Annotated in this window: 15 protein-coding genes; 8 read left to right on the forward strand and 7 right to left on the reverse strand. The window is 45.2% G+C overall.

Annotated features, from left to right (window positions below):
• Positions 1-21 precede the first annotated feature (21 nt).
• Genes L0U88_RS14755 through gldD form a run of 3 tightly spaced genes read left to right on the forward strand, consistent with a single transcriptional unit; the run spans position 22 to position 2,512 of the window.
• A complete protein-coding gene (locus L0U88_RS14755) occupies positions 22-456 on the forward strand; it encodes a single-stranded DNA-binding protein (RefSeq protein ID WP_234866843.1) in 435 nt (144 codons plus the stop codon).
• A 50-nt stretch (positions 457-506) separates the two neighbouring features.
• Complete coding sequence (gene gldE, locus L0U88_RS14760) at positions 507-1,823, forward strand: gliding motility-associated protein GldE (protein WP_234866844.1); 1,317 nt, start codon at positions 507-509, stop codon at positions 1,821-1,823.
• Positions 1,824-1,831: 8 nt separating this feature from the next.
• The gene (gene gldD, locus L0U88_RS14765; protein ID WP_234866845.1) at positions 1,832-2,512 is read left to right on the forward strand and encodes a gliding motility lipoprotein GldD; all 681 of its coding nucleotides are present in this window, start codon (positions 1,832-1,834) and stop codon (positions 2,510-2,512) included.
• Here the strand turns inward: gldD and L0U88_RS14770 are convergent.
• A complete protein-coding gene (locus tag L0U88_RS14770; protein ID WP_234866846.1) occupies positions 2,509-3,774 on the reverse strand; it encodes a serine hydrolase domain-containing protein in 1,266 nt (421 codons plus the stop codon). The genes gldD and L0U88_RS14770 overlap by 4 nt on opposite strands.
• A gap of 68 nt (positions 3,775-3,842) precedes the next feature.
• Between L0U88_RS14770 and L0U88_RS14775 the strand changes: the two genes are divergently transcribed.
• From L0U88_RS14775 to L0U88_RS14785, 3 genes are read left to right on the forward strand one after another with little or no spacing between them, the layout of a single operon-like run.
• Positions 3,843-4,430, forward strand: coding sequence for a DUF3109 family protein (locus tag L0U88_RS14775; protein ID WP_234866847.1), 588 nt, complete (start codon positions 3,843-3,845; stop codon positions 4,428-4,430).
• A complete protein-coding gene (locus L0U88_RS14780) occupies positions 4,427-5,809 on the forward strand; it encodes a lactate utilization protein B (RefSeq protein ID WP_234866848.1) in 1,383 nt (460 codons plus the stop codon). The genes L0U88_RS14775 and L0U88_RS14780 overlap by 4 nt, the downstream gene beginning before the upstream one ends.
• A 1-nt stretch (position 5,810) precedes the next feature.
• The gene (locus L0U88_RS14785) at positions 5,811-7,136 is read left to right on the forward strand and encodes a DUF7033 domain-containing protein (RefSeq protein WP_234866849.1); all 1,326 of its coding nucleotides are present in this window, start codon (positions 5,811-5,813) and stop codon (positions 7,134-7,136) included.
• Here the strand turns inward: L0U88_RS14785 and L0U88_RS14790 are convergent.
• The 6 genes from L0U88_RS14790 to L0U88_RS14815 form a co-directional block, all read right to left on the reverse strand.
• The gene (locus tag L0U88_RS14790; protein WP_234866850.1) at positions 7,115-8,077 is read right to left on the reverse strand and encodes a DMT family transporter; all 963 of its coding nucleotides are present in this window, start codon (positions 8,075-8,077) and stop codon (positions 7,115-7,117) included. The two genes, L0U88_RS14785 and L0U88_RS14790, sit on opposite strands and share 22 nt — an antisense overlap.
• Positions 8,078-8,095: 18 nt before the next feature.
• The gene (gene purH / locus L0U88_RS14795; RefSeq protein ID WP_234866851.1) at positions 8,096-9,628 is read right to left on the reverse strand and encodes a bifunctional phosphoribosylaminoimidazolecarboxamide formyltransferase/IMP cyclohydrolase; all 1,533 of its coding nucleotides are present in this window, start codon (positions 9,626-9,628) and stop codon (positions 8,096-8,098) included.
• Positions 9,629-9,699: 71 nt separating this feature from the next.
• On the reverse strand, positions 9,700-11,796 hold the full coding sequence (locus L0U88_RS14800) for a ComEC/Rec2 family competence protein (RefSeq protein ID WP_234866852.1): 2,097 nt from the start codon (positions 11,794-11,796) through the stop codon (positions 9,700-9,702).
• A gap of 76 nt (positions 11,797-11,872) precedes the next feature.
• Complete coding sequence (locus L0U88_RS14805) at positions 11,873-12,511, reverse strand: NAD(P)H-dependent oxidoreductase (protein WP_234866853.1); 639 nt, start codon at positions 12,509-12,511, stop codon at positions 11,873-11,875.
• Between the two features lie 181 nt (positions 12,512-12,692).
• A complete protein-coding gene (carB, locus tag L0U88_RS14810; protein ID WP_234866854.1) occupies positions 12,693-15,518 on the reverse strand; it encodes a carbamoyl-phosphate synthase large subunit in 2,826 nt (941 codons plus the stop codon).
• A gap of 168 nt (positions 15,519-15,686) precedes the next feature.
• Positions 15,687-15,902, reverse strand: a complete 216-nt coding sequence (locus L0U88_RS14815) for a hypothetical protein (protein WP_234866855.1) — start codon at positions 15,900-15,902, stop codon at positions 15,687-15,689.
• 226 nt (positions 15,903-16,128) lie between these two features.
• On the opposite strand from L0U88_RS14815, the gene L0U88_RS14820 reads away from it, so the two are divergent.
• Both L0U88_RS14820 and bcp read left to right on the forward strand, forming a co-directional pair.
• Entirely contained in the window at positions 16,129-17,829 is a 1,701-nt protein-coding gene (locus L0U88_RS14820) for a peptidoglycan DD-metalloendopeptidase family protein (RefSeq protein WP_234866856.1), read from the forward strand.
• Positions 17,830-17,881: 52 nt separating this feature from the next.
• Positions 17,882-18,343, forward strand: coding sequence for a thioredoxin-dependent thiol peroxidase (gene bcp, locus L0U88_RS14825; RefSeq protein ID WP_234866857.1), 462 nt, complete (start codon positions 17,882-17,884; stop codon positions 18,341-18,343).
• Positions 18,344-18,377: the final 34 nt, after the last annotated feature.

Consider the following 18,377-nt stretch of genomic DNA (forward strand, 5'->3'; position numbering starts at 1 on the left):
TTTAAACACAAATGAAAGCATATGAGAGGTGTAAACAGAGTGATGCTGATCGGAAACCTGGGCAAGGATCCGGATGTACAGTTCCTGGAAGGAAATATCGCCGTAGCAAAATTCTCTCTCGCTACCACTGAAACCTACAAAGATCGCACCGGCAAACTGATTTCTCAAACAGAATGGCATACGGTTGTTTTATGGCGTGGCCTCGCTGAACTCGCACAAAAATACCTGCACAAGGGCAGCCTGGTTTATATTGAAGGCCGTTTGAGGACCCGCAGCTGGGAAGACAAAGAAGGCAATAAAAAATTCGCAACAGAGGTAGTGGGTGATAACCTCATCATGCTCGATAAAAGAAACGATGTACATGGACAATCCTTTAACGGACTGCACGGAGAAGGATTAGATGGGATTACAGGCGAAGATGCACCTCCTGAATCCAATCCGGATCTTCCTTTTTGATTGGAGAAAATAGTGCAATTTTGCTTCTATTGTAAACAAAACCCACTGCTTTGGACTACGTTTCAGTTGATCCCTTCTCAAATACCATGCTGAGCCTCCTGTTCCTTGCTTCCAATGTACAGGGAACGACTGTAATGGTAATCATGATTCTGGCACTATTGGTCGTTTCTTATTTCATTTCGGGATCTATGGTTGCTTTTTTCAGCCTGACCAGCCGGGATATCAATATGCTTAAGACCAAGCAGGGAACTGCCTGGAAGCGAATCGTGAACCTGCTCGAAGAACCCAAGATCCTGCTCGGTTCGATGCGGATTGGAAATACTTTTGTAAACATAGCCATTATCATCCTTTCCAATTTCCTTATCAATGAGCTGATGCCAATTCAAAACAGTTTCTGGTTCTTTGAACTGTTATTGAAAATTATCATAGTTACTTTTTTTCTGATCCTGTTTGGAGAAGTACTTCCAAAAGTGTACGCTTCTCAAAATAATCTTCGCTTCGCCCGGGATGCTTCCTTCCTGGTGGAAATTGTATACCTGCTTTTTAACCGGATAAGCCGGTGGCTGGTTGGTATGTCGGAGGGTGTTGAAAAATCATTGCGCTCTGAAGATGCAGCCAACCATTTCGAAGAACTGGAAGATGATTCCCTTGCTTCGGAGGAGGAAAAAAATATCATGAGGGGTATTGCCAAATTTGGCAACATTACGGTAAAGCAGATTATGAGAACTCGTCTGGATGTGAGCGGTGTTAATTTCAACACGACATTTACGGATGTATTGAAACAGGTTGAGGCCCTTCATTATTCCAGAATTCCCGTTTACCGTAACAACCTGGATGAAGTTGTAGGAATTCTTCATTCCAAAGACCTGCTTCCTTATCTCAAAGAAAGTGATTCTTTCAACTGGCATTCCCTGCTCAGACAACCCTATTTCGTTCATGAACAGAAACTGATTGAAGACCTGCTCCAGGATTTCCGCAATCGCAAAACACATTTTGCCGTAGTAGTTGATGAATTTGGAGGAACCAGCGGCATCGTGACCCTGGAAGATATCATGGAAGAAGTAATCGGTGATATCAGAGATGAATTTGATGATGAAGAAAGTATCAACCGTAAACTCGATGAGAACAATTACCTCTTCGATGGCAGAACCATGATTTATGATGTTTGTAAAATTATGGACCTGCCTACTTCCACCTTCGATACCGTTAAGGGGGAAAGTGATTCACTGGCCGGGCTCATCCTGGAAGTTGCAGGAAAGATTCCCGCAGAAAATGAAGTAATTGAAGTGGGTGATTTTCAGTTGGCCGTCCTTGAACTGGATCGCAACCGAATTAAAAAAGTGAAAATAACGATCCGCCCCGTTTAACTATTTGTATGATTTTATTCAAGCGCTTCTCCGGTAAGACTATTGCCTATCTTTCAACAATGCTGGTACTGATTGGTTTTCAACTGATCGCTGCCTGCAACAGTCCTTTTACACCCAAGCCCCGGGGATATTTTAAAATCGCCCTCCCGGAACATGAATACCAGGTTTTTGAAAAACCTGGTTTCCCATACAGTTTCGAGTACCCGAAATATGCAACTATTATTCAGGATAGTACCTATTTTGATGAGCAGCCTGAAAATCCGTATTGGATCAACATTGATATTCCGTCTTTAAATGGAAGAATTTATATCAGCTATAACCAGATAGGAGGAAAAGCGAGATACAAAGTACAAAACAAATCAGGAGCATATGTTGATTCTTTCGGAGTTAACACATTCGATAAATTGCTGAATGATTCGTACACGCTATCCTATAAGCATTCTTATAAGGCAAGTTCAATTGAAGACAGTGCCTTTGTATCGCAGGGTGGAATAAATGGCATTTATTTTCGCATTGGCGGAAATACGGCAACTGCAAACCAATTTTTGCTTACTGACAGCAGCCGTCATTTCCTGCGGGGAGCTCTGTATTTTGATGCGGCTCCTAATGAGGATTCACTTCGGCCCATCAATAATTTTCTCAGAGAAGACCTGAAACATCTGATCAATACCCTTCGCTGGAAAAATTAATCAAGTGCACTATAGACCAATACTTTGAATTTTTCATGAATCTCACCATGACTATTTGGCCACTGGTTGATAAATAACTGTGCAACTATTTTTTGTTCCGGATCAATCCAGTAAGATGAACTGAATGCGCCACCCCAGTCGAAGCTGCCTTCGGATACTCCCAGCTTTAATGACTCCTTCGACGAAGTAATTCCGAAACCAAGTCCGAATGAATTATAACCAGATTTTAGATGCCCAATCTGGTTGGTGGTCATTAGCTTTACGGAATTCGGACTCAGAATTCGTTTCCCGTTCAGGCTTCCCTTATTCAGCATCATCTGCATAAAAAGCGCATAATCATAAGCGGTAGATACCAGTCCGCCTCCACCTGAATATAATTTGCCCTGTACATTCGGGTAATTGACAAGCAGGCTGGTGCCATTGACATCCAGTTCCTCTTTCATGGTGGTAACTTTTTTAAGTGAGTCTTCACCATGTAATGCCACTAATCGTTTTTGTTTATCGGATGGAAGATAGAACCAGGTATCTTTCATGCCCAGGGGTTCAAAGATCCGGGTACGAAAAAAATCTGCCAGAGATTGTTTGCTTACCACTTCAACGAGCCTGCCCAACACATCTGTATTCAAACCATACGTCCATTTTTCTCCCGGCTGATGTTCAAGTGGAATGGCTGCAATCTTATTTACCTGTTCCTCCAGCGAATGAAAAGGCACACCAATCTGACCAAATACACCCGCTTTGGCTGCCATTGCATTATAGGTTTCTGATCCAATTTGCGCATATCCAATACCGGAAGTATGGGTAAGCAGGTGCCGGATCGTAATCTTCCCTTTAACCGGTTTGGTAGTAAAACTGGAATCTGCATTATTAAATTTATCCAGGACGGCAACTTTGGAGAAAGCCGGAATGTATTTTTCAACCGGCTCATCCAGTAACAGCTTGCCCTCTTCGAGTAAAATCATCACGGCCGTACTGGTTATTGCCTTGGTTTGAGATGCAATCCGGAAGATGTGATCGGTCCGCATTTTCTCTTTGGTTGAGATATTACTGCTGCCAAATGCTTTATGGTATACAATTTGACCCTCTTTCATGACAATGGCAGTAGCACCTGCAATCCATTGATTATCGACATATTGTTGAATAAGCTGATCAATACGGTTGGCTGCTACTGGAACAAAACTGTTGGTTTTGCTGGCAGGCGGTGTTTGTGCCAGCAGTATTGTCTGCAATAGCATTGACAGTAATAGCAGTACCGGTTTCATGTTGGCTGATTTATTAAAAAAAGGTACTATTAATTTTTCGAAGAATTAACTTTGTCAAAATACACTGCATGATCGTTATAGAACATACCCTGGTTAGTGATGAGGTGTTGGAAGAACAGTTTGTATGCGATCTCAACAAATGTAAAGGGGGCTGTTGCGAGGATGGGGATACCGGTGCACCGCTTGAAACAGATGAATTAGATATCATTAATGAGGTATTTGAAACCGTAAAGCCATACCTCGCACTGGATGGATTACGTGAAATTGAGCGGGTTGGCCGTTACCAGTATGATAAAGAATTCGGGTGGGTTACCCCAGCTGTTAATGGTGGCATCTGCGCCTATGGGTACCACGACGAAAAAGGCATTTTGAAATGTGCATTTGAACAGGCTTATAATGATGGCAGGATTAGTTGGAAAAAGCCCATCAGTTGCCACCTTTTCCCGATCCGGATCAAATCCGGCAAAGAGTATGATATGCTTAATTATGAACCACGGGAAGTCCTGTGCGCACCGGCCTGTGTACTGGGAAAGAAACTGAAAGTTCCGGTTTATCAGTTCCTCAAAGAGGCCCTGATTCGCAAATACGGGCAGGAATATTATGAGGGGCTGGATGCTTATTATCATCAGTATCACGGTAAAAACCAGGCAGGATGAGTACAGACTATAAATCAGGTTTCCTGGCTAAAAGCACGATTAAGGCGGCGGATCTTGACCACCGCCGTAAAATCAATTTTAATATCGGACGGTACAATTCCGTTGTGCCCCTGGGTAAACAGCAATTCAGTGATCTGGAACTGGCTCGCGAAAGAGCCAAGAATATCAAATGGAGGGCTATCGAAACCCTGGATCAGCAACTCGAAAATTTTGAGGCCAATTTTACTGCCCGGGGTGGAAAAGTGATTTGGGCGGAAACTGCTGACCAGGCCAGAGAAGCCATTCTTGAAATCTGCCGGGATAAGGGCTGTAAAACCCTTGTCAAAAGCAAGAGCATGGTTACGGAAGAGATACGGTTAAACGAGTTCCTGGAGAAACATCATATCGAAAGTGTTGAGACCGACCTTGGAGAATATATCCAGCAACTGGACGGCGAATCTCCCTATCATATCGTTACTCCGGCCATGCATAAAAGCAAGGAGGATGTAGCCAAATTATTTGCCGAAAAACTGGGAACCGATCCAAAGCTGAATCCGGAACAATTGACGCTTGAAGCAAGAGCAAGACTGAGAGAAAAATACATACAGGCCGAAGTGGGTGTAACCGGTGCGAATTTTCTGATCAGTGATATTGGAGGCGTGGCGGTTACGGAAAACGAAGGGAATGCCCGCCTGAGTTGCGCCTGGCCTTCCACCCATATTGTGGTAGTGGGAATTGAAAAAATGATCCCCTCTATGCAGGATCTGGGACTATTCTGGCCATTGCTCGCAACCTATGGAACCGGTCAGTGGCTGACCGTTTATAATAGTATCATCAGTGGTCCGAGGCAACCAGGCGAAACCGATGGTCCGAAGGAAATGATCGTTATTCTGCTGGATAATGGTCGAACCAACCTGCTTGCCAATCCCAAAACCAGGGAGAGTTTGTATTGCATTCGTTGCGGTGCCTGTCTGAATGCCTGCCCGGTTTATAAAAATGTTGGTGGACATACCTATAGCACCACCTATAGTGGTCCCATTGGAAGTGTGATCACACCACATTTGCGCGACCTGAATGAATGGAAACACCTGAGCCATGCATCCTCTCTTTGTGGCAATTGCACGGAAGTTTGTTCTGTAAAGATTAATCTGCATGAACTGCTACTGGAAAACAGGGCGGAAGCAGTTCGGGAAGGGTATAGTCCTTTTGTAGAACGCATAGCCTGGAAAGGATGGAAAATTGCCATGCTGCAACGGAAATGGATGAATAAAGGTAAAGCAGGAATGAAAGACTGGGTTGTTAACAAGATGGTGAAGGGATGGAATACACACAGGGCTGATCTGCATTTCCCGGAGAAATCCTTCAACCAGCTCTGGCGCGATAAACACCCCGCTAACTAATATGCTGGTATATTGCCCTGACCCTTCCCCCCGACTCGCCTATGTGCTGGATTTTATCAGTGAGGAAATGCTGATGGAAAGGGCTGTGATCTGCCAGGACATGAATACCTTTCTGCATTTTGAAGGAGTTCGGATCAATTACAGTGAGCAGGATTTTGAAGGCGTATATCATACGATTCGCCCACATTCGTTGCTTCGGGAAACGGGCATTGCAGTGCAGGATATAAAGATGGGACGATGGAAAAATCTGCCGGTTTTCTTTTACAGGCAACAAGCCGGCTTGAGTTTTGATCTTTTTGCTGCTATCTTTTATTTGCTCTCACGATATGAAGAATACCTGCCGCATGAAAAAGATGAATTCGGCCGATTTTCTCATAAGGCTTCACTTGCATTCAGGGAAGGATTCCTGGATCGCCCATTGATCAATGAATGGCTGATGGCCTGGCGAGAAGAACTATCAGCCATCTTTCCGACGGCCGTTTTTAAACGCAGAAGTTATCGTTTTGTTCCCACCTACGACATCGATATGCTGTATAGCTATCAGGGTAAAGGATGGCTGCGCAATATCGGAGGTACAGCACGTTCTTTTTTACATGGAGATGTTAAACAAGCAATTGAACGTTGGAAGGTTTTAAGAGGAAAGATGAAAGATCCTTTTGATGCCTATGAATGGCTCGATGCCCTTCATTTGTATTGCCGGGTTAAACCAATTTATTTTTTCCTGGTGGCGCAAAAACAGGTGGGACTGGACAAGAATATTTCAACTTCATATAAGCCTTTCCAGGACTTGATCAATTATTATGCATCCGTTTACAAAATCGGTTTACATCCTTCCTGGCAGAGCAGTGTGGAAGATGGCAACACCATTTTGCGGGAGGAGAAAGAATGGCTGGAGGCGGTTTCCGACATACCAATTGAAAAAAGTCGCCAGCATTTTATCAAGTTCACATTGCCCGGTGGTTACCAACGCCTGCTGGACTCAGGAATACAAAAAGATTATTCCATGGGTTATGGAACAATCAATGGTTTCAGGGCTTCCGTTGCATCCTCCTTCTACTGGTTTAACCTTGAGACCAATTCAGCAACAGCACTTCGTTTGTATCCCTTCTGTTTTATGGAGGTCAATGCATTTTTTGAGCAAAAGCTGACTCCACAGCAGGCATATACTGAGCTCATGAAGTATTATGTGGCGGTAAAAAAGGTACAGGGAATTTTCATTACGATCTGGCATAATAACTATTTGGGATCCGATCCAAAATATGCCGGCTGGCGCGACCTGTACGAAATCTTTATGAAAGAGGACGCTTATTGGGATGCGGTTGGTTGATCGGAGACAATTTGTTTTTTCCGGAAGGCTTCGTTTACCAGGTATACTCCAATCAATGCAACTACTCCGCCAATCAGAATATAGGCGTTGAGTTTTTCATCAAACAACCAGGTGCCAAGTAAAAGGGCAACTATCGGATTGATATATGCGTAAATAGAAACCTGCTCTGTAGGCAGGTGCTGTAAAGCGTATAGATAAGCCATAAACGCCAGGACAGAACCTGCTACCGCGAGATAAAGGATCGCTATCCAGGAGGGCATCGGTATTTCGGTTATAGGAATATGTTCGCCCGTGATGCGGGTTACACCAAACAGGGCGATACCTGAAATCATCATCTGCAAACCGATGGAGAAATAAGGATTGAAACCCAGTACCTGTTTTTTTGTATAAAGTGTTGCGAAGGCCCAGCTTAGTGTACCCATTACCGATAGAAAAATGCCAAACCTGAATTCAGGGTTTAAAAAATCTGCCAGGTGATCATAAAAGATGATGCAGATGCCTGCAAATCCAAGCAGGAAACCAATGATCGATTTGGTCGTCAGCTTCGAGTTACCCGCGATCAGCGCAATAACAACCAGCCAGAGTGGGAATACTGCTCCGATGATGGCGCCTAACCCGCTGGAAATGTATTTAACTCCCCAGGTGGAGAAACTGTTGCTGAGGAAGAAATTTAGAAAACTCAAAGTCAGGATGGGCCACCATTCTTTCCCCCTGGGGAAAGCGCGGCCCTTGGCCATAAAGAATCCGATGTACAGGGCACCCCCAAGCATTTGACGAATGCTGGCTAGTTGTAGTGCAGGCATGTATTTTACACCTGCTTTGGAGCCAACCCAGGTAGTACCCCATAAAAAGCTAACGGCAGCCAGCGCTAATAATGCTTTGGCATGTGTCCCTCTTTTGTGAAGGCTTAGTGGATTCATGGAGGCCAGCAGCTTTGCCAAACAGTCCTCGCTTTTCGTTTAATGTTTGAAATGACGCATGCCTGTCATCACCAGTGCGAGCTGGTGTTGCTGGCAATACTCTACAGAGTCTTTATCACGGATGGATCCACCCGGCTGAATGAATGCCTCTATACCGGCTTCATGACCCATCTGAACGCAATCGTTGAACGGAAAAAATGCATCACTTGCCAGCACTGCACCTTTCAAATCGAAAGCAAATTGTTTTGATTTTTCAATAGCCTGACGCAGCGCATCAATCCGGCTGGTTTGGCCGCATCCTTTACCAATCAGTTGCTTGTTTTTCACAAGGGCAATTGCATTGCTCTTCAGGTGTTTGCAAACGAGGTTGGCAAATTCAAGATCCGCTCTTTCAGCGTCGGTAGTAGTGCGACCACCGGCTTCTTCCCATTTTTCATAATTGCCTTCATCATGCTGTTGAACCAGTACTCCGTTCAGCATGGATTTGTATTGGTGGGAACCGCTCACGGATTTTTTTTGCTGCAGGAGAATTCTGTTTTTCTTGGATTTCAGTATATCTAAAGCAGCAGGTTCAAATTGTGGAGCAATTAAAACTTCAAAGAAAATTTCATTGATGGCATTTGCAGTAGAACTGTCGATCGTACCATTGCATACAAGTACACCGCCAAAAGCGCTTTCCGGGTCTCCTGCCAGTGCTGCATCCCATGCCTGCTTAACAGATGCTCTTGCAGCGATACCACATACATTGGTATGTTTGATGATGGCAAACGTATACTCCGGTTGTACATTAACGTTAGAATCAAACTCACGGATCAGTTGTACTGCGGCATCTACGTCAACCAGGTTGTTATAGGAGAGTTCTTTACCATTGAGCTGGGTAAAAAGTGTATCCAGTTGGCCATAGAAAATACCCTGCTGATGCGGGTTTTCACCATAGCGCATGATTTTTGGTGAAGGTATGGAAGCCAGGAAATAATTATCCTGTTTAGGTGTGAAGTATTGTGAGATAGCCACATCATAATGCGCGCACACTTCAAATGCTTTTGCCGCAAAATGTTTGCGTTGTTCGAGTGTGGTACTGCCGTTCTGATCTCTTAACATGTTTTCCAATAAGCTGTAATCCTGTTTGGAAGCGATCACCACAACATCCTTGTGATTTTTCGCAGCCGCGCGGATCATAGACGGACCACCGACATCAATTTTTTCAATAATGGCCTGCTCATCACTTGTATTGGCTACGGTTTCTTCAAAGGGATAGAGATCTACAATAACGAGGTCCAGTTCCGGAATTTCAAATTCTTTCATTTCGCTCAGATCCTGCTCATTGGCTCTTCTGCCCAGAATACCTCCGAATACTTTAGGGTGAAGGGTTTTTACCCGTCCGCCTAAAATGGAAGGATAAGAAGTAACAGATTCCACAGGAACACAGGGAAGATTCAGTTTTTCAATGAATTGCTGGGTGCCACCGGTTGAATAAATCGTTACTCCCTGTTCGTGCAGGAGTTGTACTAGGGGCTCTAAACCGTCTTTGTAAAAAACGGAAATCAATGCAGACTGGATCTTCTTGTTCATACCAAGGAATTATCAGTTAAAAGATGGGCAAGCAAAACTTCGACAGAAGGCGCAAAGCTACGGTTTCGAATTCATTTTTCCGGTATGGGATTGGGAGGAATGGTTGAAAGGGATTGACAAAACGCACCTTCCTGCCAGGTTGAATGGACCCGGTAGCCGGCCCTTGAGAGTGCTGAATGCCATTGGGCTGCCCGCGATTCGGGAACTGATCCGTCTATTAACAGGAACGTTCTTTTTGCGGGTCTATTCAAAAGAGCCTGTATGGAACTGATCTGCCTGTTAAGCAGGAGATAATCGGGGTCCAGCTCAAGGTATTGTACCAATTCTCTATTGTTTCGCGGCAGGGCGAGTAGCTGGTTTTCAAAGTTTATTATACTGGCAGTAGCGTACTGACTTGTATTAATACCAAAATGTCTGCGGGTATCATCCAGCGTTTTATGCGTTGGGGGTGAGAATCGGTTCAGGTAAAAATGAGCTGTTGTTCCGCTGATAATAGTCAGGATTGACTTGCCTGGCAGATGATGGAGCAGTAAAAGTTCCTGTTTCGCCTGGTTCCATTTCTGGCTAAGCCTGAGTGTTAGAAATCCTGTGAGCAGTATCAGGGAGAATATGAATAATCGTGGCTTGCGGAATTTTAACCAGCCTGTCAGCACGACCAGTAAAAAATAAGCGAGCATAACCTGGCTAGAGGTCCAGTTGATATCAGGGATCAGTGCGCCTGGTAAGCGACTGATCTGCTCAATTCCAAGATTCATCCAATGAATCAGATAACCCGTAAAGGTACCCAGGAGGGGGAATGTTAATCCAATGGCTGCTATCATCCAGATGGCCAGGGTACCAATAAGGGCCATGCTGGATAAGGGTACAGCCATTAGGTTGGCAGGTAGGAAATAGACTGGAAGCTGGTGAAATAACAGGATGCAAATTGGAATGGTCAGGATTTGGGCAGCGATCGTTACGGCACTTAATTCCCAGACAGCTTTCATGAAGGGGTTCTGAACCGATACCAGGGTTACCCAACTTTTTTGATACAGCACAATGCTCAGGAGGGCTGCAAAGGAGAACAAAAATCCGGCATCCCAAAGCCAATTGGGGTCTATCAGCAGGAGTATAAAAGCAGTGAGGGAAATGGATTGAAAGGAACTCACCGGTTTGCGGAGAAGTTTGGCAAAGAGTATGAAACTAAACATGGAAGCTGCACGGATGATGGATCCGGCACTCCCTGCCACTGCCGCAAAAAACCAGGTAAATGCAACCACCAGGAGGAATTTTATCCATTTGGTGAAGGGAAATCTGCTTTCCGGGAATACGAGGATTCGCTGAAGGATTAGGAAAATGAGTCCCAGGTGCATGCCAGATACCGCTATAACGTGTACTACCCCGGTTTGCGAATAGGTATCCAGCAGTTCCCTGTCCACTTCTTCCCGGTAACCGATCAGCAGAGCTTTTGCCAGTTGGTTATGTGGAACCTGAATCGAGGAATCCATGGCTTCAAGTGCTATTTGTTGTGCGCTCGTTAACCATTTGCGATACCGGTTTTCATAGGTAGCTGGAAATTCAACAAGCTGGCTACTGTCGAGGTATAACTGGTGAAAGATGTTTTTTTTCCGGTTGTAGAGTGCGAAATCAAAACTTCCCGGATTTCGGTTGGGTATCAGGGTTTTTAACCGGTCGGCAGGGAGGAGATAAGTTGTACCAGGTTGCAGGTATCCGGATTGATCCTTTGGAAGGTATAACAGGAAACGACCTTTACGTTGCTGGTTGATTCCGTCTTTGGTAATTACTGATTTAACCTGCATGGTAAATCGGGCGGATTTGGCTCCTAATGAGGGAAGCGCCTCTGGTTCAGCCATTATCAGGATTTGCTGATTCAACTGATGGCCGATCCAGTTGGGGGAGTGCCGGATATCATGAAGGAGCAGGCTGGTCCAACCCAGGGATACTAAAAAAAATTGCAGGCAACAACCAAATAAACGGTTGAATGCCTGCAACTGATTTTGCATGAGTTGGTGAAATAGAAAACAGCTCAAGAGCAAAACGATGGATGCCGCTGAACTTAACTCTATACAGCGGGGCAGCAAATTGTCTCCCAACCCGATACCACCAATAAAGGGTAAAACCAGGCGGATAAAGGGGGCTGCCATCCAGGGAGCTGCATCTTTTTGCATAGCTGTTGATCTCCCTGAAAACTAGTGCCCGTCTGGTTTCCCTGCAAGGGTTTTTTAACCCTGATTGCTTGTCTGTTTAGTTCATGTTGAATGACAGTTCCCTCAAACTTACTTCACGTCTTACTTTGGGAAGTTTGGCAAGAGGATCTTTTTCCTCATCCCGGAAACCGAGCGCCAGGAGGAGTACGGCACTGGTGCCATTTTCATCCAGCCCCAGGATTTCATTTACTTTTTCGGGATTAAAACCTTCCATCGGTGTACTGTCAATTTTTTCTAGAGCGGCTGCCGCTGTGGCATATCCTAGCGCGATATAGGCCTGACGGGCGTTCCACTGAAATAGGTCCGCAGCTGATTTACCTTCCGTATTGGCGAGGATCATGTTTTTAAATCCGTCAAGTGATTCGACGGGAACCTGCCGAATCCGGGCCATTTGATCAATATAGGCGTCCACCTGGTCATTAGTAATGTTCTTCCAGACTGTGAAAACCAGCAGGGCGCCGCTTTCTGTAATAGCAGGCTGGTTGTAGGCTGCGGGTGCGAGCTTTTCTCTTAGCTCAGGATCCTCAATTACCAGCACTTCAAAAGGTTGAAGTCCGAGTGAACTGGGTGCCAATTTTATAGCTTCCAGTATGTTTTGAAGCTTTGTTTCCGGTACGGGTTCTCCATTGTATCGCTTGGTGGCATAACGCCAGTTCAGCTGTTCGAGGTAATGCATAATGTGTGTTTGGTGTTATTAATTGCACATACAATGTTCAAACATCGTTCCGGTTTTAAACTTACTGCCAAGATTGCAGTTTCCCTTCACCGGTCGGGTGGCACCCGACCGGGGGATGAAGGAATGAAAAATCCCCTGGGCCGGGTTGACGCAGGGGATTGTACAAATTGAGTAAAGGATCTTATTTGCTGAGGTACATCGAGCGGTCTTTGTACAACTGCCGGAAATAAGGATCGCGGAGGTCTTTTACAAAGCGGATGGCTTCACCAGTACTTTTCATTTCCGGACCGAGTTCTTTATTCACGCCAGGAAACTTGTTGAAACTGAACACGGGCTCCTTGATTGCAAATCCTTTCAGTTTTTTCTCGAATTTGAAATCAGTGAGTTTGTTCACACCTATCATCACTTTCGTAGCAATATTCAGGTAAGGAATCTGATATGCTTTCGCGATGAATGGGGTAGTACGGGAAGCACGTGGGTTCGCTTCAATCACGTAAACTTTTCCATCCTTAATGGCGAACTGAATATTGATCAGTCCCTTGATATTTAAAGCTCTTGCAATTTTCTCCGAATAATATTCCATGGTGGTCACCTCCAGCGGGGTCAGGTTGAAAGCTGGCAGCACTGCATTGGAGTCTCCCGAATGGATGCCTGCCGGTTCAATATGTTCCATTACACCCATTACATGGAAATTCTCACCATCAAAGATGGCATCCACTTCCGCTTCCTGGCAGCGATCCAGGAAATGGTCAATCAGTATCTTGTTACCGGGGATATGTTTCAGCAGACTAACTACTGCCTTTTCCACTTCTTCGTCGTTGATTACGATCCGCATTCTTTGTCCGCCCAATACATAAGAGGGTCGCACCAGCACAGGATAGCCAACGCGATTGGCCACTTCCACTGCTTCATCCACATCGTATGCTGTACCATAATCAGGATAAGGAATACCCAGTTCTTTCAGCATATCGCTGAAGCGGCCGCGGTCTTCAGCGATATCCATATTATCAAAAGAGGTCCCAATGATGCGGATTCCTTTTTCATTCAACCTTTGTGCAAGTTTGAGTGCCGTTTGTCCGCCTAATTGAACGATTACGCCTTCGGGCTGCTCATGTTCGATGATTTCCCAGAGATGTTCCCAGAAAACAGGTTCGAAATACAATTTGTCTGCGATATCGAAATCAGTTGAAACGGTTTCCGGGTTACAATTTACCATGATGGCCTCGTAACCGGATTCCTTTATAGCCAGTAACCCGTGTACACAGCAGTAATCAAATTCGATACCCTGTCCAATTCTATTGGGACCAGAACCGAGTACCACAATCTTTTTCTTATCGGTAACCTTGCTTTCGTTTTCGCCACCTTCTTCAAAAGTGGAATAGAAATAAGGTGTTTTTGCTTCAAACTCCGCGGAACAGGTATCTACCATTTTATAGACCCTTCGGATACCGGCTTCTTTACGTTTTGTATAGAGATCATCTTCATGACCATCCTGCATGATGCGGCAGATTTGTTCGTCGCTGAATCCATGGAGTTTTGCTTCGCGAAGCAGCTCAATGGGAAGAGTGGCCAGTTTGTATTTGGCGATTTCTTTTTCCAGGTTAACAATCTTCTGGATCTCATAAAGGAACCAGCGATCAATACCATTCGTAGCTTTTGAGATGGTGTTGATACTAACACCGAGCATCAGGGCATCTTTGATACGGAAAATGCGATCCCATTTCGGTGTTTTAATATATTCAATTAACTCTTCCGCATGCATCTGACTCTTGCCATAGTAGCCGAGTCCGACTGCATTATTTTCCAGGCTCTGGCAGGCTTTCTGTACGGCTTCCGTAAAGCTCCGGCCGATACCCATCACTTCACCCACACTCTTCATCTGCAATCCAAGTGTATCATTGGCCCCTTTGAATTTGTCGAAATTCCAGCGGGGAATTTTCACGATTACATAATCCAATGCGGGCTCGAAGTATGCGGAAGTACTTTTCGTGATTTGGTTTTCCAATTCATCCAGTGTATACCCGATGGCCAGTTTAGCGGCAATTTTTGCGATGGGGTATCCGGTTGCTTTTGAGGCAAGAGCGGAGGAACGACTTACGCGGGGGTTGATCTCAATAGCGATAATCTCTTCCGTGGCTGGGTTCAGTGCGAACTGAACGTTACAACCTCCGGCAAAATTACCCAGGTCACGCATCATATTGATGGCGGTATTGCGCATCAACTGGAAGGCTGTATCGGAGAGTGTCATCGCAGGAGCCACCGTGATGGAATCCCCGGTATGCACACCCATGGGATCAAAGTTCTCCACAGTACAGATGATCACCACATTGTCATTGGCATCCCTGAGCAGTTCAAGCTCAAATTCTTTCCAACCGAGTACAGCCTGTTCAACCAGTACTTCGTGAATGGGGGAGGCTTGCAATCCGCGATTCAGGGCTTCATCCAGGTCTTCTTTGTCATGCACGAATCCACCGCCGGTTCCACCCAGGGTGAAGGAGGGACGAATTACCAGGGGGAAACCGATCTGCTGGGCAAACTCCTTTCCTTCCAGGAAACTGTTGGCTGTTTTTGCAGTTGCTACCGGCACTCCGAGTTGAATCATCCACTGGCGGAATTTTTCGCGGTCTTCGGCTTTATCGATTGCTTTGATGTCTACACCGATCAACCTCACGCCATATTTTTCCCAAATTCCCAGGTCCTCTGCTTCCTTGGCCAGGTTGAGCGCCGTTTGTCCGCCCATGGTAGGCAATACTGCATCAATCTGGTTTTCTTCCAGGATCTGTTCAATACTTTCTACTGTCAGAGGGAGAAGATACACACGGTCGGCCATCATGGGATCGGTCATGATCGTAGCTGGATTGCTGTTGATCAGAATTACCTTAATCCCTTCTTCGCGTAAACTACGTGCAGCCTGGGTTCCGGAATAATCGAATTCGCAGGCTTGTCCGATGATAATGGGTCCTGAACCGATGATCAGAACAGATTTGATGGAATTGTCTTTTGGCATGGTTGCGGAAAAATAAATTGCGCAAAAGTACGGTCCGGGAAGCAATATTCCCTGATTAATTTTCACCCGACCGGTGCCATCTGACCGGTGGCACTGGTCGGGTGGAAAGGGAGGCATAAAAAAAGGCCCTCACCGGGGTGAAGGCCTGCTTTATGCGGAAGAGGTGCATTAACTATTGTGATATGCCGCCATTTCGATGTCATCCAGCAAAACCTTCCCTTTGCGTACTTCCGCTTTACGGATCGCACGGGATTGCTTTTCTTCCTGCTTGCTCAGGATTCTGAACATCCATTTCTGGCGGGCCTCCTGACCTTTAAAAGCCCCGATCAGGGATCCCACTACCATTACCACCATCACTACTGCTTTTTGTTGGAATCTTTTCATACCATTCTATTTAACCTTTATAAAATTGCTGCAAGCCAAGCCTCATTGTTTAGACACTTGTATAACAACAAACGCTGTTCCATGTTTGCAAAAGCCATACCTAAACCGATCATTTATTTTAATTTAACAAGTTGTTTAAACAACTAAAAAATTTCTACGTTCCATTCCTCCCTCCTCCATTCCCCCCTTCCCTGCTTATCTTTGCGGCTTCAACAAAAAAAAGCCGATGATTCGACTTACCCTGATGGCCCTTTTTCTTAGCAGTTTGGTCCGGGCCCAGTTTCCGCCCAGTCCGGATTATCCAAAAGGTTATTTCAGTAATCCACTTTCCATCCCGATCAGCCTGAGTGGAAATTTCGGTGAGCTCCGTCCCAATCATTATCACATGGGGCTTGACCTTAAAACGGAACGCCGTGAAAACCTGAAAGTGTTTGCTTCGGCGGAGGGCTATATCAGTCGGATCAAAGTGGAACCTGGCGGATTCGGAAGAGCCATCTATGTGAATCATCCAAATGGACTTACAACAGTTTATTGTCACCTGAATGATTTTTTCCCGGAACTGGAAAAATGGGTGAAAGACTTGCAATACAAGAAGGAATCCTGGTATCTGAACGATGAGGTTCCTGCCGAAAGGTTTCCTGTAAAAAAAGGTCAGTTTCTGGCAAACAGCGGTAATACCGGAGGTTCACAGGCACCACACCTTCATTTTGAAATCAGACGAACTTCTGATGAGGTCAATCTGAATCCGATGCTGTTTGGTTTTCCATTAGCAGACCAGACCAAACCTACCATTCTTCGGGTAGCCATCTACGATAGAACCAAATCCGTATACGAACAATCGCCCAGGCTTGTACCTGTTGTTAACAAAGGAAGTGGGGAATACAGTACGGCCGTACAAACAGTGAGCACACCCAAAGTAAGCCTGGCGCTTACAACCTATGATACGCATTCCGGTTCTTCCAACCTTAATGGTGTTTTTGAAGCGGTTTTGTTTGATGAAGAGCAACCGGTAGTCGGATTCCGGATGGATCAGATCAGCTATGATGCCACCCGTTACCTGAACGCGCATATCGATTATAAAACCAAACAGGGTGGAGGCTCTTATCTGCAACACCTGAGTGAATTACCGGGTTATATCAATTCGATTTATACGAGATTCAATGGCGACGGAGTAGTGGATTTATCAGATGGGCTGGTGCATGAATTGTCAATCGTGGTAAAAGATGCCTATGGAAATGCAAGCAAGGTTAAAGTGCCGGTAAAATTCAATGGAGTACAAGCACCCAGACTGGCATTACCGGGTAAACGCTTTTACCCGATGATGGTGGATATCTTCGAGTCGGAGGAATGTGAGTTTATCATTGGGGAAAGAACCCTCTATGATTCTGTCAGCCTGGTGCACAGAAAACAACCGGCAATGGGAGCGGGTGTGGTTTCTTCCGTTCATACGATTGGAACTCCTTCCATCCCCCTGCAGGATGCCATGATGGTGCGGATCCGGTTGACCGAATCTCTTACAGATTTTCATAAATCGAAAGTAATCATGCAACGGATTACCGGCACCCGCAAGGAGGTTCAGAAAGTTAGCTGGGAAGAAGATTGGGCGCTTGCCGGATTCCGTGAATTTGGATCCTTTCAATTAGTTCTTGATACCACGGCACCTGAAATTATCCCTGTCGGATTCAAAGATGGAGCCAACCTTTCGGCGGCATCGCGTGTTGTTTTTACCGTTACGGACAATTTTGGAAAATGGAAAGTGCTGAGAACGGAACTGGATGGGAAATGGATCCGTTTTACAAATGACAAAGGGAAAAATTTTATTTATGTGTTTGATGAACACTGTCCTCCCGGTGAACATGAATTAAGAATTGTAGCAGTTGATGAAGCGGGTAATGAAAGGGAAGAGAAGTGGAGGATAAGGAGGTAAGGAAAAGGAGACAAGGGAGACAAAGGAAACAAGGGAGACAAAGAAATACTCTATGAATAAGTTGGAGGCGGGCGTTAAGGCGCCGGTATTTAGTGGAAAAGATCAGAATGGGAAAACAGTAAAGCTTTCTGATTTTAAAGGTAAAAAAGTAGCACTTTATTTTTATCCGCAGGATATGACACCAACCTGTACGGTGCAAGCCTGCAATCTGCGTGATAATTACAGCCTGCTCCAGGCAAATGGAATCCAGGTGATCGGGGTATCACCGGATGAAGTGAGCAGTCACAAAAAATTCGAAGAGCGCCATCAATTGCCATTTCCTTTGATAGCAGATACAAAACATGCCATCATTGAAAAGTATGGAGTTTGGGGGGAGAAACAATTATATGGCCGTAAATACATGGGACTGCACAGAACCACTTTTCTGATCAATGAAAAAGGGATCATCGAGAAAGTGTTCCTGAAACCCAAAAGCAAACAGCATGCGGAAGAAATCCTGGACGCTATAAAGTAAGGATAGAAGCATCCCGGGAATATACCATTTGTCC

Source organism: Flavihumibacter fluminis (assembly GCF_021491375.1).
In the GTDB taxonomy this organism is placed as follows: Bacteria; Bacteroidota; Bacteroidia; order Chitinophagales; family Chitinophagaceae; genus Flavihumibacter; species Flavihumibacter fluminis.